A 14,617-nucleotide genomic window follows, 5' to 3' on the forward strand; every position below is an offset into this window, starting at 1 on the left:
TTTTATAAAGAAAGCCAGCTTAATTTAAGCTGACTTCCTTAGTTTAATTATCTTACTTCGCTACCTGTCGGTAACTTCCCAGGATCTACAAGAGTTAATATACTATCGTCATCTGTTGATGCTGCAAGTATCATACCTTGTGATAATTCTCCTCTTAATTTTACAGGTTTAAGGTTAGCTACTAATACTACGTATTTTCCGATTAAATCTTCTGGTTTGTAGTGTTTAGCTATTCCTGAAACTACCTGTCTTTCTTCTCCGTTTAAATCTACTTTTAACTTAAGTAGTTTGTTTGCCTTTTTGATTGGTTCACAATCTATTACTTTAACAACTCTTAAATCAATTTTTGAAAAATCGTCTATAGTTATTTCTTCTTTTAAAGGCTTCATTTCCTTTTCTTTTTCCTCTTCTTCTTTAGCTTTTATAGCTTTCATTTGCTCTGCTCTTAAAGCTTCAAGTTCTTCTAATTTTTTATCTACATCTATTCTTGGGAATAAGCTTTCACCTTTATTAACTTTAGTTCCAGGTGCAGTTCCGTCGAATCCTTCAAGTGATTCGAAATCTATAGCTGTTATTCCTAATTGTTCGTTTATCTTTTCTGAAGTTCCAGGTAAGAAAGGTGAAATTAAAACTGATGCAAATCTTAAAGCTTCTGCTAAATTATATAATACAGTTCCAAGTCTTTCTTTCTTTTCTTCGTCTTTAGCAAGAATCCAAGGTGTAGTTTCATCGATGTACTTATTAGCTCTTCCTATAAGTTCAAAGATGATTTCTAAAGCTTTTGGTAGATTTAATTCATCTACTGCTTTTTCTACTTTTTTAGGAGCTTCTAAAGCTAAGTTTATTAATTCATCGTCTATATCTTCTTTAACTGTTGGTGCAGGTATAACCCCGTCAAAGTATTTCTCTACCATAGCAACTGTTCTTGAAAGTAAGTTTCCAAGGTCATTACAAAGGTCTGAGTTTATCTTCTTTATGAATACTTCGTTATTGAATAATCCGTCTGCTCCAAAAGGAATCTCTCTTAGTAAGTAGTATCTAACAGCATCTACTCCAAAGTTTTCAACTAAAGTAACTGGGTCTACTACGTTACCTTTTGATTTTGACATCTTTCCACCGTCTACTAATAACCAACCGTGTCCAAATATCTTTTTAGGTAATGGTAAATCTAATGCCATAAGCATTATTGGCCAGTATATAGTGTGGAATCTTAAGATATCTTTTCCTATTAGATGAACATCTGCTGGCCAGAATTTATCCATTAATTCTTCGTTACCACTTCCATATCCTAATGCTGTTATGTAGTTTGATAATGCATCTATCCAAACATATACAACGTGTTTTTCATCAAAAGTTACAGGAACACCCCAGTCAAAGCTAGTTCTTGAAACACAAAGGTCTTGTAAACCTGGTCTTAAGAAGTTGTTTAACATTTCATTCTTTCTTGATTCTGGCTGAATGAAATCTGGGTGATCTTCTATATATTTAATTAATCTATCAGCATATTTGCTCATTTTGAAGAAATAAGCTTCTTCGTATGATGTTTCAACTGGTCTTCCGCAATCTGGGCATTTACCGTCTACAAGTTGGCTTTCAGTCCAGAAAGATTCACATGGAGTACAGTATAATCCTTCATATGAGCTTTTATAAATATCACCTTGGTCATAAAGTTTTTTGAATATTTTTTGTACTGCTTCTACGTGGTAGTAATCAGTAGTTCTTATGAATTTATCATAGTTAACATTCATTAATTTCCAAAGGTCTTTGATTCCAGCAACTATTTCGTCTACGTGCTCTATAGGCTTTATTCCCTTTTCTTCAGCTATTCTTTGGATTTTTTGACCGTGTTCGTCTGAACCAGTTAAGAACATTACTTCATATCCTGTTAGTCTCTTAAATCTAGCTATAGCATCTGCAGCTACTGTAGTATAAGTGTTACCAATATGAAGTTTTGTTGATGGATAGTATATTGGCGTAGTTATATAATATGGTTTTTTACACATATTCTTATCCTCCTTAAAATTTTCTAAACTATAAAAAAACCTCTATGCAAAATTTGCATAGAGGCGTTATTAACGCGTTACCACTCTACTTCTTTCTAAATACCTCACGGCAAGAAACTCGTAAGGTGAATCATTTCACCTTTGCAATATAACGGTTGCTCCCGTACCAGTCTAACTTTTTATAAAAAGCTCGAAAGGTCTGCTCTCCAAGGCCATCTTCATAAAAGTAATATCACTAGCTTTCACCACGCCGCTAGCTCTCTTTAGATATTGCATCTTACTACTCTTCTCTTCATTGCATTTATATTTTAAGTATATGATATTCTAAATATCTTTTTATGTCAATGACTTAAAACCTTATAATTATTGATATATAGGTGTATTTTTAGCCTTGTTAGTTTTTAGCTTTTTAAGCCTTTCTTCTACAAAGTCTTTTCTTAAACTTGTTTTTGTTGGCATATAAAATAAACTGCCCTCATCGTCCTTTGTAACTATATATTCTTCCCTAAGTGCTAAAACTTTAAAACCATTCTTTTTTAGTATATTCATAAGTTCATTTCTAGATAGTGGTTTAAGTGTTCCGTATGCAGATTCAAAATTCGTAGCAACATCAGTTGCATTAAATTCAGTTGATATAACCATATTTTTAAATACAGTATTATCTTTAAAATTTTTATTTAAATATTCTTCTGAATCTTCAAAAATAATCATTAGTCTATCTGTAAGTTCTTCATCTGTGATACTTGAAGAATAATATTCAAATATCAATTCCTTGCAACGATTAATTAAATTATCTTCTAAATACTCTAAAAACTTTAATTCATTCATTAAACTCACCAGATTTCTTTCTAATATAATTTATCTTCTTAAAATATAGTATAAACAATATATTTAATTATATCATTTGTTATAATTTTTAGTAAATTATTAATGTCTTAAATTATAATTAGTATAAATTCTATGTTATAATACAAATTATTATGTGTTAGGAGATTTTTATATGAAATTGAATATTCACAAAGTAGGTTTACGTAATATTAAAACGGCTCTAGCTGTTATGATATGTATGGTAATTTTTCAGATTATAGGTAGGGAAAATCCTTTTTATGCATGTATTGCTGCTGTTATCTGTATGAAAGATACTGTTTCTAGTTCTTTTACTATGGGTAAAAACAGACTTATTGGAACATTAATCGGTGCTTTAACAGGGTTAACTTTAATTTATCTTGTTATAAACTTTACTTTTTTATATCACGCATTACCTTTAGTTACTGGACTTGGGATAGTTGTAGCTATCTATATTTGTAATATGTTATACAAACCTGGCTCTGTTTCTATTGCGTGTATCGTTGTAATCGGGATAATGGTTAACTATGCAGGACCTGAATCTTACTCTTATGCAATAAGTAGAAGTATTGATACAGCTATAGGAATAATCATTGCAATACTGTTAAATAAGTATTTCAACCCACCTTCTGAAGGTGACGACGAAGACGGAGTATAAAAAATAGAGTGCTAAAAATTTTAGCACTCTATTTTTTATCTAAACTTTTAAATAATATTTCTATAATTAAACTATCTTCTTCTTTTAAAGCTTTAATTTTTCCACCCATCTTCTCTACTAATGACTTTGAAATAGATAAGCCTAATCCTGTTCCTGAATTTCCAATTGTATAAAATTCATGAAATAAACTGTTAATATCTATATTAAAGTTTTGTATGTTATTTTTGAAAATTATTTTTATAAACTCTCCTTCATTAGTAAGGCTTATCTTTAATTTATCCACTCCATACTTTATAGAGTTTGTTAAAAGGTTCTGGAGAACTCTATTTAATAAACTATCATCTATATAAACATATGATGGCTTTTTATCTATATAAACATCTAATAAGAATCCATTATTCTCTATAAGGTCTACATTATCAATTATAATATTAGTTAATAGATTTCCTATATTTTCTCTTTTTAAATTTACTCTCATTTCATCTAACTCAATTATAGATAATTGAAAAAACATATCCGCTAAATTTCTTAGTTCATTTGACTTATTGCTTATTATATCCATATAAGTTAATTGTTTTTCATTCATATTAGATCTGTCTAATAATTGAAGATATCCTATTATCGATGTTAATGGTGTCCTAAAATCATGAGACAGATTTGCTATAGTCCTTTTTAAAGACCTATCTTTTTTTCTTATAGCTAAATTATTTTTTTGGTTTTTTCTTATCATTTTATTTATTTCACTTGCAATAGATATTGTATCTTTATTTATTAACGGCAAAGTTATAATATCAACTTCATTATTATTTATTTTCTTTAGCTGTTGTAAAATCCTTTTAACTTGATACCTTAATGATATTACATACATAATTAACACTATTATAATTAATATAGCTCCTACCAATATAAAATTCATTTTACATCCTCGCTTCTTGAATAATTTTTTATTTTAAATCATATCTTCTAAATTGAATATATGAAATATAAATCAAAATAAACATAATAATTAAATTTGATAAAAGTAAGAAAATAATATTATCAACAGATATGTCTGCACTTATTATTAATCTTGATTGACTGTTAGCTGTAAGCTTATATATTAAATTTATAAACTCATTACTTTTACTTAATGTAAATAAACATCCTGTCCCTATTAAAAATGTTAAAATCGAAACACCTATTGTCTTAAGAGTATCTTTAAATAAAAAGGCAAAAAATATCAATAAGCTTATTAAACTAAAATCTATAATAACTCTTAAAAATAAAACTCTAACAATATATAATAAAACATTTGAATTAAAATCACAGCCAAATCCATTTGTTAAAGTATTTATAAAAACACTTGTAATAGGATAAATAATCATTAAAATTTCAGTAGCTAAAAATGTGATTATTACTTTACTAAAAAATACACTTATTCTGGAATACCCTGATACTATTTGTTGGTTAATTGTTCTATTTAAGAATTCTCCTCCTATAAATAAGCTTGAAAATATCGCTCCTACAACCATCATAGTTGCAACGTCATACATGCTGCATTCAAACGCTTTAATTCCTGTTATTGTACCATTCTTATATACATATACTAACTCGATAAATATAACTGCTAAACATATAATCTTAAAAGATAAATTCTTTTTTAATTTAAAAATTTCTAATTTTAATAGATTAATCATTTCTTTTCTCCCCTATTAACTTTATAAAGTATTCCTCTAAACTATCTACCCTTGTATCAATTTTTGTAATAATTATTCCTGAACTAGTTAGTTCTTTAGAGATATCTTCTATTTTTTCTAATTTATCATATATCTTTATTAATCCATCTTCATCTACAACAAAATTTTTAATATTTAGCTTTGACTCTATTATCGTTGCTGCTAGTCCCGTATCTTTTACCTTTATAGCAATATGCTTTTTGCATTTTTTATTTAACTCATCTAACGTTAAACTTTCAATTATCTCACCATCATTTATTATTATATAATATGTTGCAACTTGATATAATTCTGATAATAAATGGCTTGATATTATAATGGTTTTGTTATATTCTTCATTTAGTTTTTTTAATAAATTTCTTATTTCAACAATCCCCATAGGATCTAATCCATTTGTTGGCTCATCTAGTATTACTAATCTTGGATTACTTAATAGTGCCATAGCAATTCCTAGTCTTTGCTTCATCCCAAGAGAAAAATTTTTAACCTTTTTATTTAAATTATCTTCTAATCCAACTAATTTTATAACTTCATCAATAGAATCTGAATCTGGTAATCCCCTACAAATTCTTTCAGTTTCTAAATTTTCATATGCTGTCATGTTATCAAATACAGTTGGCCCTTCAATCAAACATCCAATTTTACTTCTTTCACTTTCAATATCTTTTAAAGAACTTTTATTAAATATTTTAATTTCACCGCTTGTTTTAAAAGATAATCCTGTTAGTACCCTAATTAAACTTGTCTTACCTGCACCGTTTCTACCAATCAAGGCATATATTTTACCTTCCTCTATTTTTAAGTTTATATCTTTTAATAAGGCTATATTTTTTTTGGTTTTATTTAACCCTACTGTTTCAATTATTAGATTTTTCAAAATCATCACCTCTCTATAAGATTTTATAAATCTTATCTAAAGAAATTCTAAAGTTCTCTAAATTAATTACTTTAACTAATCCCTACATAGCCTATATCCTAATCCCCAAACTGTCTCTATGTACTTAACCTTATTATTTGCCTTTTTTAACTTATTTCTTAAATTACTAATATGAGTATTTAAAATATCATCATTTGCTAAAAACTCATCTTCCCAAAGTCTTTCGTATATATTAACTTTTGAAAATGTTCTCTTCGGATTTTCTAAAAACATTTTCAAAATTTCATATTCTTTTAATGTTAATTGTATCTCTTTCTCTGAAATTATTAATCTTCTCTCATCAACATTTAATACTAAATCCTTAAATTCTAAGATATTTTCTTTACCCTTTAATAATTCTTTGTTATATCTTCTGATTACACATTCTACTCTTGCAATTAGTTCTTCTAAATCAAATGGTTTTATTAAATAATCATCTGCACCTAACTTTAAAACCTCTATTTTTTTCTTTATTATTCCCTTTGCAGATATAACAATTATAGGTAAACTCCAATTTCTTCTTATCTCTTCTAATACCTCTTCACCGCTTTTATTAGGTAACATCAAATCTAAAATTATCAAATCGAATTCTCTATTATTTATTTCCTTTAAAGCTTCTTCTCCTGAAAAAACACTATAAGGTTCGTAATTATTATTTGTTAGTACATCAAATATCAGTTTATTTATTTCTTTATCATCATCAATAATCAATATTCTGCTCATTTAGTACCCCTCTTTTTAAATTTGGTTAAAAAGAAAAATTAGCTAAATAAATTAGCTAATTTTCTTTAGAAATTTATTTGTTTGTTACCTTTTCTAAAAATTTAAACTCTTCTTCGTTTAAATGTTCTTTTAAAGTTTCTCTTACAAAGGTGTGATATTCGTTAAGCCAATCTTTTTCTTCCTTACTTAATAAATCAAAATCTATTCCTTCTAAATCTATAGGACAAAGTGATATAACTTCAAACTTATAGAATTCTCCAAACTCTTTGCTTTCTGAGTCTTTAACTACAAGCATTGTGTTTTCTGTTCTTATACCGTGCTTTCCTTCTCTGTAGATTCCAGGTTCATTAGTTAAAATCATACCTTCTTCTAATGCTACTTTGTTTGGAACTGGACTTAAACTTTGAGGTCCTTCGTGAACACTTAAAAAGAATCCAACCCCGTGGCCTGTTCCGCACTTGTAATCAATCCCTTCGTCCCAAAGAGGTTTTCTTGCCATTATATCTAAATTAGAACCTGTAGTTCCTTTTAAGAATTTAGTTCTCATAAGGTTTATGTGACCTTTTAAAACTAAAGTGAAATCCTTCTTTTCTTCCTCTGTTAAATCCCCAAGTACAAAGGTTCTAGTTATATCTGTAGTTCCGTCTAAGTATTGTCCTCCAGAATCTATAAGTAAAAACCCACGGCTTTCTAAAGTGTAATCACTTTCTTTTGTAGGGAAGTAGTGCATCATAGCCCCGTGCTCTTTATGAGCTGCTATAGTATCAAAGCTTATACCTTTAAAAAGATCTCCAAGGCTTCTAAACTCTTCTAATTTTTCTGATGCTGAAATTTCACTTATCTCTATCTTACCTATATTCTCTTTTAACCATTTCATAAATCTTACCATAGCTACACCGTCTCTAACTTGGCACGCCTTAAGATTTTTTATTTCTATATCGTTTTTAACAGCCTTTAGCTTTGTTGTTATATTTAAATCTTCAATTATGCTAGACTCTTCATTAATGCTTTTATAGATACTTGCGTTTGTTTTATTTGGGTCTATAAGTATAGAACCTTCTAAAACTCTAACGAAGTTAAATATCTCTTCGTATTCTTTAAGTTCTACTCCATTTTGATTTAAAACCTTTATATCTTCTTTAGAAAACTTATCTAAAGAAACAAATAATATAGCCTTATCTTTTGTAACTACTGCATAACTTAAAACTACAGGGTTACACTTAACATCATTTCCTCTTATGTTAAATAGCCAAGCTATATCATCTAAAGAAGAAATTATATAATTTTCTGCTTCAAGCTTTTCCATAGCTTTTCTTACTTCGCTTAATTTTTCTTTTGCACTTTTACCCGAATACTTAACATCATGAATAAAAGCTTTTTCTCTAGGAAGCTCTGGTCTACCTTCCCAAATCTCACCTACTAAATCTATATCAGTTTTAAGATTTATACATCTTTTTTCTGCTATTTTTTGAAGCTTCATATAGCTCTCTAAACTATATGTCTTTCCGTCAAAACCTATAGTTTGATTAAATTTAACTATTTCATCTAAGTACTCCTCAATAGTCGGCCACCCTGGTATTCTCATTTTATAAAGCCTTATATCAGAACCTTCTAGTTGTTTTTCTGCTTGTATAAAATATCTTCCGTCAGTCCAAAGTATAGCCTCTTCTAAACCTACTAAAAGAATTCCAGCTGATCCTGTAAAACCTGATACATAAGCTCTAGATTTATAAAAATCAGAAACGTATTCACTTCCGTGTGAGTCTGAACTTGGAATAATATAATAATCTATATTATTCTTTTTCATTTCTTTTCTTAAATTTTCAATTCTCATTTTTGTATTCAATTTAATGCCCCCTTTAAATCTTTTATAATCATTTTTGCATATATTAACTTAAAATTCAAATATATGTGAAAGAAAAAGAACTACACTTATATTTTGTGTAGTTCTCATACATTATTCATTTTCATAATCATATACATCAATTATCTCAACATTTTCTGATTCTTTAAGTAATAACTTCGGTAGTTCAAAGTGCAAAACATCATTTTTATAAGATATATTAAGTCTAGATATATCTACATCCGGAACGTAAAAAGTCCTTCTAAATCTGTTATCTGCAAAAGAATTTACGTAGTTATCAAGTTTTACTTTAACGTCTATATAATCATCTTTATAATCAATTATTAAATCTCTCTTATCAACTCCTGGGAATAACCCCTCGATAACAAATTTATCATCATACTCATTCATAAATAATTTTATATCATCTAATTCTATCATCGGCACGTCATTATAACTTTCTAATCTATCTATAGTTTGAAAAATATCGTTAACAAACGTTACTGAAAAAACTTCTCCAAATATTCCCCCACTTGTAAAAAACATCATTTTCTCCTTTATATAATATTTCTCTATAATAATATATTTATATGTGATGTTTTTTGATACAAAAAGGTTTATGTATTTTAAATATATGAAAAGAGAGTGCTATAATAGCACTCTCTTTTCATATTAATTAGTCGGCATTATCTACAGGCTTTCCAATAAATCTTACTGCTACAGTCATTACTAGTATTGCTACTGGCAGTACTATATATACTGGTATATTTAACCCAACCGGTATATATCCAAATAGTATTGTGAATCCAGCTACAAAAAGTGCATACCACATTTGAGTTTTAACGTGTTCTATATGATCACATCCAGATCCCATAGAAGAAAGTATAGTTGTATCTGAAATAGGTGAACAGTGATCTCCGAAAATCGCACCTGTTAATACTGCGCTTGTACTCATTACTATATATCCCATATCAGGTGATATTGAATTAGCTAAAGGAATTGCAAGTGGCATAAGTATTCCCATAGTTCCATATGCTGTTCCTGTTGCAAATGATATAACTGCACCTAGTATAAAAATAATACTTGGAAGTAAGAACATCGGTATAGAATCTGATAAAAGTGTTACTAAGTATTTAGCTGTTCCTAAATCTTTTATTACTGAACTTAAAGACCAAGCAAGTAATAATATAACACCAGTTATAATAAGTCCTTTCATTCCATCAACCCAAACGTCAACCGCTTCTGAAACTGTAAATATCTTTTTAGCTACAGCCATTACTATTGCAACTATAGATGCAAGAACTGCTGATTGGAAAAGTGCTGTTGAAGCATCTGCTGCACTAAAGGCTTGTTGAATTGAATTAAATGAAAATGGTGAATTTGAAATAAGTTCTATAAGTGCCTTATCTTCTCCTCCCATAATAGCTGTGTACCCGCTATAGTAAAAGCTTGCAAGGGCACTTACTATTAGAGTTCCTATCGGTATTATTGCATTCCAAACGCTTAATTTAACACCTTCTTTAACTTGCATTTCATCTTCTGTTGTAAGATTTTCTAGTTCTGCTTTTGGTTCTTTTATTCCTTTTCTTGCTCTTATTTCAGCTTTTCTCATAGGTCCAAAATCTCTAAGCATAAGTGATGTAATAACTACAAATGCTAAAATTAAAATATTATAAAATCTATAAGGTATAGTTTGTAAAAACACTCCAAAAGCATCTACATTCATACCTATTTGAGTAAATGAATCGTTTATAAGTCCTACTTCTAATCCTATCCAAGTTGAAATTATAGCAAGTCCTGCTATAGGCGCTGCTGTTGCATCTATTATAAATGCAAGTCTTTCTCTAGAAATTCTAAGTTTATCTGCTACAGGTTTCATTATAGGTCCAACTATAAGTGAGTTTGCATAATCATCAAAAAATACTAAAACTCCTAAAAACCAAGTTACCATTTGTGCACTTCTAGGTGTTTTTGCTCTCTTTGCAAGGGCTTCTGCTATAGCTCTTGCCCCTCCCATTTTAGCTACTAGATTTATAACTCCTCCAATTGCTAAAACTTGAAGTATTATTCCTGCATTCCAAGGGTCTGCAAGAGAGTTTAAAACTCTTTGAATAAAATCTAAAAATGATCCTAAAATAGATGGTAAAAATGCGTTATCTACAAGCTGTATCATAAAGCACCCAGCTATCGTTCCTACAAATAACGATATAACTACATTTTTAGTTATAAATGCAAGTATTATAGCTACTAGCGGTGGAATTATAGTTAAAATTCCATAATTCTCTGAATTTAAAGTCCCTGGGTCTACCTCCGCTGCAAATACCGTGGCTCCTGTTCCTATTACAAGAACAAAAGTTAATAAAAATAATAAATAATTTCTGCTTTTTCTCATATTTAAAGCCCCCTCTTTTTACTTTTGTGAATATTTGTAAGGCTCTAATATTTTTATATATTAAAAAGAACCTTGAGATAGCACTCAAGGTTCTACAGTTTCCGTAGAATCCATTGAATGATAGCTCAACACAAATTTAATCTGTGACAGTCTTATGCATATTATGCATAAACCCAGGATAGTAGATTAAAGCTTATCTAACTTCCTTCGGCGGCATTTCCTTTTATCTTACTTCAAAGTTTGCTTAAACTCCATAAGACTACTCTTAAAGGCCGCGCCTCTATCTCTTCAAATTATTCACTTATTAATTAAGTTAATTGTATAGTATTTTGTTATTTTTTGCAATGGTTTTTTAACACTTTATCATTCAAAATAACTAGTTTTGTCTTTTTTTCATAAAATCTTCAATTTCATTTACGCTTTTAATCATATCTTTAGTAAGAACTTCATTACCATCAGATGTGATTAATACATCATCTTCTATCCTAACTCCTATACCTTCTTCTGGTATGTAGATTCCTGGTTCTACTGTATAAACCATACCTGGTTTAAGAATTGTATTTCTACCTGGATTTTCTATATCGTGAGTATCTAAACCTAGGCTGTGGCCTATACTGTGGAAGTAATATTTAGAAACTTCTGATTTGTCTTTTATTAATCCAAGTTTTATACATTCTTCTGCAATCCAGTCTCTAGCTAAACTATTTATCTCTAAAAAGCTAACTTCTGGTTTTAGCTCCTTTATAACTTTTTCATTTACTCTTAAAACTGCTTCATAAACTTCCTTTTGTCTTTTTGAAAATTTACCGTTTATAGGGAAAGTCCTTGATATATCAGCATTATAGTAATTAAATTGAGCTCCTAAATCAAATAACATTAAGTCCCCATCTTTTAATGTATCATCATTATCTACGTAGTGAAGAACTGTTGCATTTTTTCCAGCTGCTGCTATAGTTTTAAAAGCATAGTCAAAAACGCCTCTTCTTCTACATTCAAACTCAAAATAAGCTTCCATTTCATATTCTTTTAAGTTAGGTTTTATATTAGTCATAAGTGACTTAACACCCTCTATAGTTATAGCTATAGCTTTTCTCATTTCATCAATTTCCTCATCTGATTTAACTAATCTAAGACTTGCGAATTTTTGATAGATATTTTTTATAACTACACTTGGATATTTATTTTTTAATTTTTTAGAAAAGGTGCTAGCTATGCTTGGAAGTGAATCAAAACTATCTCTTTCTAAATCAAGATAAATATTTATATCTTCACTTTCACCTATAATTTTATTTAAATAACCTTTAAGCTCTCCTAAATATGAAACATCTTTAATTCCATTTTTTTCTTCTACTTCTTCTTTCCTTATAGTCTTACCTAGCCATTTTTCTCTTTCTTCGTCTATCTCTTTTATAAACATCTTTTCTATTATTTGATTATCTTTTTTACATGCTAAGAATATATGGTCTTCTTCATCTATCCCTGTCATATAGTAAAAGTTTCTGTTTGGCGTAAAACTATAACTCTCATCTGCTGTTTTTTTAGGTGCATTCCCTGCAAATAAGATTACAAGAGAATTATCACATATGTCTTCTAATAAATGCTTTCTGTTTCTTAGAAATACCTCTTTTTTCAATTTGCCATTCCTTCTTCCTTTTAAAGATTATATATTTAATATTTATTTTTATTCTACTGCAAGTACTCTAACTTTAACTACTCCCTCAAATTCATTTACTTTAAATAAGAATTTTTTAACATCACCTTTTATCTTCGATACGTCTAATGTTATTGTAACATTAGCTGTCATGTTTATAGGAATATCTTGATTAATTGTTAAAATATTTAACTTATTAGTTGCAATAAAGTCTAATACCTTAGATAAAACCCCAGCTTTATGTTCTAATAATAAAACAATTGTTATCTTCTTACTGTTTACCCCATCTGACATTGAATATACTGCATCCTTATATTTATAATACGTGCTTCTACTTATACCTACTTTTTTTACACCTTCTGAGATGTCTTTAACCTTGCCTGTATGTATAAGTTCCTTAACTTCTATAACTTTATAGAATACATCAGGTAAAACTGATTCGTTTACCACATAAAATCTTTCTTCTTCCATAATTTTAGCCCCCAATTCTTTTTATTTATTATTTAAATATATAATCCCCATAGTTTTTACTTTAATATATTAATATTCTTTATAGCAATATATTTTTCCTTTTATTTACTAGAAATTTTATTTATTTAAAATATATTATGTATTTTTATATACTTATATGTTATCATATAAAGGACACTTGTGTATAGGAGGAAAACATATGAAAAAATTTGGTCTCATTCCGAAATTAATAATCGGCATAATTTTAGGAGTTTTAATAGGCTCTACTATGCCTAAAGAATTCGTGAGGATATTTGTAACCTTTAACTCAATTTTTGGAAACTTTTTAGGATTTATAATACCATTAATAATATTAGGTTTTGTTGTTTCAGGTATAGCTGATCTTGGTTCTTCAGCTGGAAAGATGCTTGGAGTTACTACGATTTTTGCATACGGATCAACTATAATCGCTGGTCTTATTTCATATTTTGTCTCTTCAAAAACATTTCCTATGTTTATTTCACAAATGCAAAATGTAGGTGATGCTAAAAACCCTGAAGAGAGCTTACTATCTCCTTTTTTTGTGGTGGACATGCCCCCTTTAATGCCAGTAATGACTGCTCTTTTAATAGCATTTTTACTAGGGCTTGGGATAGCTTCAATCAAAGGAAAAACATTATATAATATGGCAAACGAATTCCAAGGTATAATTGAAAAAGTTATTAAGGTAGTTATTATACCCTTAATACCTCTTCATATTTTAGGAATCTTTGCTAACATGACTTACACTGGAGAAGTTAAAACAATCTTCTCAGTATTTTGGAAAGTATTTTTAATAATACTTGCAATGCAATTTTTTATTATTTTAATTCAATTTACTATTGCAGGTACTTTAACTAAGAAGAATATATTTACACTTTTAAAAAATCAAGTTTCAGGATATTTAACTGCTTTAGGAACTCAATCATCTGCTGCTACAATTCCTGTAAATCTACAAGTAGCTGAAAAAAATGGAGTTTCAAAGGGGGTTCGTGAATTTGCAGTTCCCCTTTGTGCAACTATTCATCTATCTGGTAGTACAATAACACTTACTGCATGTTCTATAGCTGTAATGCTTCTAAACGGAATGAATTATACATTCCCTCAAATGCTAGGTTTTATAGGTATGCTTGGTATAACAATGGTTGCAGCCCCTGGAGTTCCTGGTGGTGCTGTTATGGCAGCCCTTGGTGTTCTTCAATCTAACCTTGGTTTTTCAGAAGCTCAACTTGCTTTAATGATAGCACTTTATATAACTCAAGATAGTTTTGGAACTGCTTGTAACGTTTCAGGAGATAATGCTATTGCATTACTTGTAGATAAAGTAAATTCTAAATTTATTAAATAAAAAAAGGATGCTTTGCACTATATTTTAGTGCAA

13 protein-coding genes, 1 riboswitch and 1 other annotated feature are annotated in these 14,617 nt (G+C 28.9%); of the genes, 2 read left to right on the forward strand and 11 right to left on the reverse strand.

The annotated features are described in order from the left end of the window. Positions 1–47 precede the first annotated feature (47 nt). Positions 48–2,003: a methionine--tRNA ligase gene (metG, locus tag INR60_RS13045; protein WP_194191946.1), complete on the reverse strand. Its 1,956-nt coding sequence runs from the start codon at positions 2,001–2,003 to the stop codon at positions 48–50. A 56-nt stretch (positions 2,004–2,059) separates the two neighbouring features. Next, positions 2,060–2,308, reverse strand: a binding site (T-box leader). A 58-nt stretch (positions 2,309–2,366) separates the two neighbouring features. After that, on the reverse strand, positions 2,367–2,831 hold the full coding sequence (locus INR60_RS13050) for a hypothetical protein (RefSeq protein WP_194191947.1): 465 nt from the start codon (positions 2,829–2,831) through the stop codon (positions 2,367–2,369). A 172-nt stretch (positions 2,832–3,003) separates the two neighbouring features. On the opposite strand from INR60_RS13050, the gene INR60_RS13055 reads away from it, so the two are divergent. Next, positions 3,004–3,507, forward strand: coding sequence for an FUSC family protein (locus INR60_RS13055; protein ID WP_194191948.1), 504 nt, complete (start codon positions 3,004–3,006; stop codon positions 3,505–3,507). A 28-nt stretch (positions 3,508–3,535) separates the two neighbouring features. On the opposite strand, the gene INR60_RS13060 is transcribed toward INR60_RS13055, so the two are convergent. The 9 genes from INR60_RS13060 to INR60_RS13100 form a co-directional block, all read right to left on the reverse strand. Beyond that, positions 3,536–4,423 (reverse strand): sensor histidine kinase, encoded by an 888-nt coding sequence (locus INR60_RS13060; protein WP_194191949.1) that lies wholly within the window; start codon positions 4,421–4,423, stop codon positions 3,536–3,538. Positions 4,424–4,451: 28 nt separating this feature from the next. After that, a complete protein-coding gene (locus tag INR60_RS13065) occupies positions 4,452–5,183 on the reverse strand; it encodes an ABC transporter permease (protein WP_194191950.1) in 732 nt (243 codons plus the stop codon). Beyond that, positions 5,176–6,099, reverse strand: coding sequence for an ABC transporter ATP-binding protein (locus INR60_RS13070; RefSeq protein ID WP_194191951.1), 924 nt, complete (start codon positions 6,097–6,099; stop codon positions 5,176–5,178). Before INR60_RS13070 ends, INR60_RS13065 begins: the two co-directional genes overlap by 8 nt. Before the next feature lie 75 nt (positions 6,100–6,174). Further along, the gene (locus INR60_RS13075) at positions 6,175–6,861 is read right to left on the reverse strand and encodes a response regulator transcription factor (protein WP_194191952.1); all 687 of its coding nucleotides are present in this window, start codon (positions 6,859–6,861) and stop codon (positions 6,175–6,177) included. Positions 6,862–6,934: 73 nt separating this feature from the next. Further along, positions 6,935–8,707, reverse strand: coding sequence for an aminopeptidase P family protein (locus tag INR60_RS13080; protein WP_420797493.1), 1,773 nt, complete (start codon positions 8,705–8,707; stop codon positions 6,935–6,937). 111 nt (positions 8,708–8,818) lie between these two features. Continuing rightward, on the reverse strand, positions 8,819–9,250 hold the full coding sequence (locus tag INR60_RS13085; RefSeq protein ID WP_194191953.1) for an Hsp20 family protein: 432 nt from the start codon (positions 9,248–9,250) through the stop codon (positions 8,819–8,821). Positions 9,251–9,380: 130 nt separating this feature from the next. Next, entirely contained in the window at positions 9,381–11,096 is a 1,716-nt protein-coding gene (locus tag INR60_RS13090) for a Na+/H+ antiporter NhaC family protein (protein WP_194191954.1), read from the reverse strand. A 113-nt stretch (positions 11,097–11,209) separates the two neighbouring features. Beyond that, positions 11,210–11,387: riboswitch (Lysine riboswitch) on the reverse strand. A gap of 85 nt (positions 11,388–11,472) precedes the next feature. Then, positions 11,473–12,729 (reverse strand): aminopeptidase P family protein, encoded by a 1,257-nt coding sequence (locus tag INR60_RS13095; RefSeq protein ID WP_194191955.1) that lies wholly within the window; start codon positions 12,727–12,729, stop codon positions 11,473–11,475. Positions 12,730–12,777: 48 nt separating this feature from the next. Further along, complete coding sequence (locus tag INR60_RS13100) at positions 12,778–13,218, reverse strand: ACT domain-containing protein (protein ID WP_194191956.1); 441 nt, start codon at positions 13,216–13,218, stop codon at positions 12,778–12,780. 199 nt (positions 13,219–13,417) lie between these two features. Here INR60_RS13100 and INR60_RS13105 point away from each other — a divergent pair, with 199 nt between their 5' ends. Next, entirely contained in the window at positions 13,418–14,584 is a 1,167-nt protein-coding gene (locus INR60_RS13105) for a dicarboxylate/amino acid:cation symporter (protein WP_194191957.1), read from the forward strand. Positions 14,585–14,617 lie beyond the last annotated feature (33 nt).

The sequence above is a fragment of the Clostridium chrysemydis genome (assembly GCF_015234215.1).
GTDB classification, from domain to species: Bacteria; Bacillota; Clostridia; order Clostridiales; family Clostridiaceae; genus Clostridium; species Clostridium chrysemydis.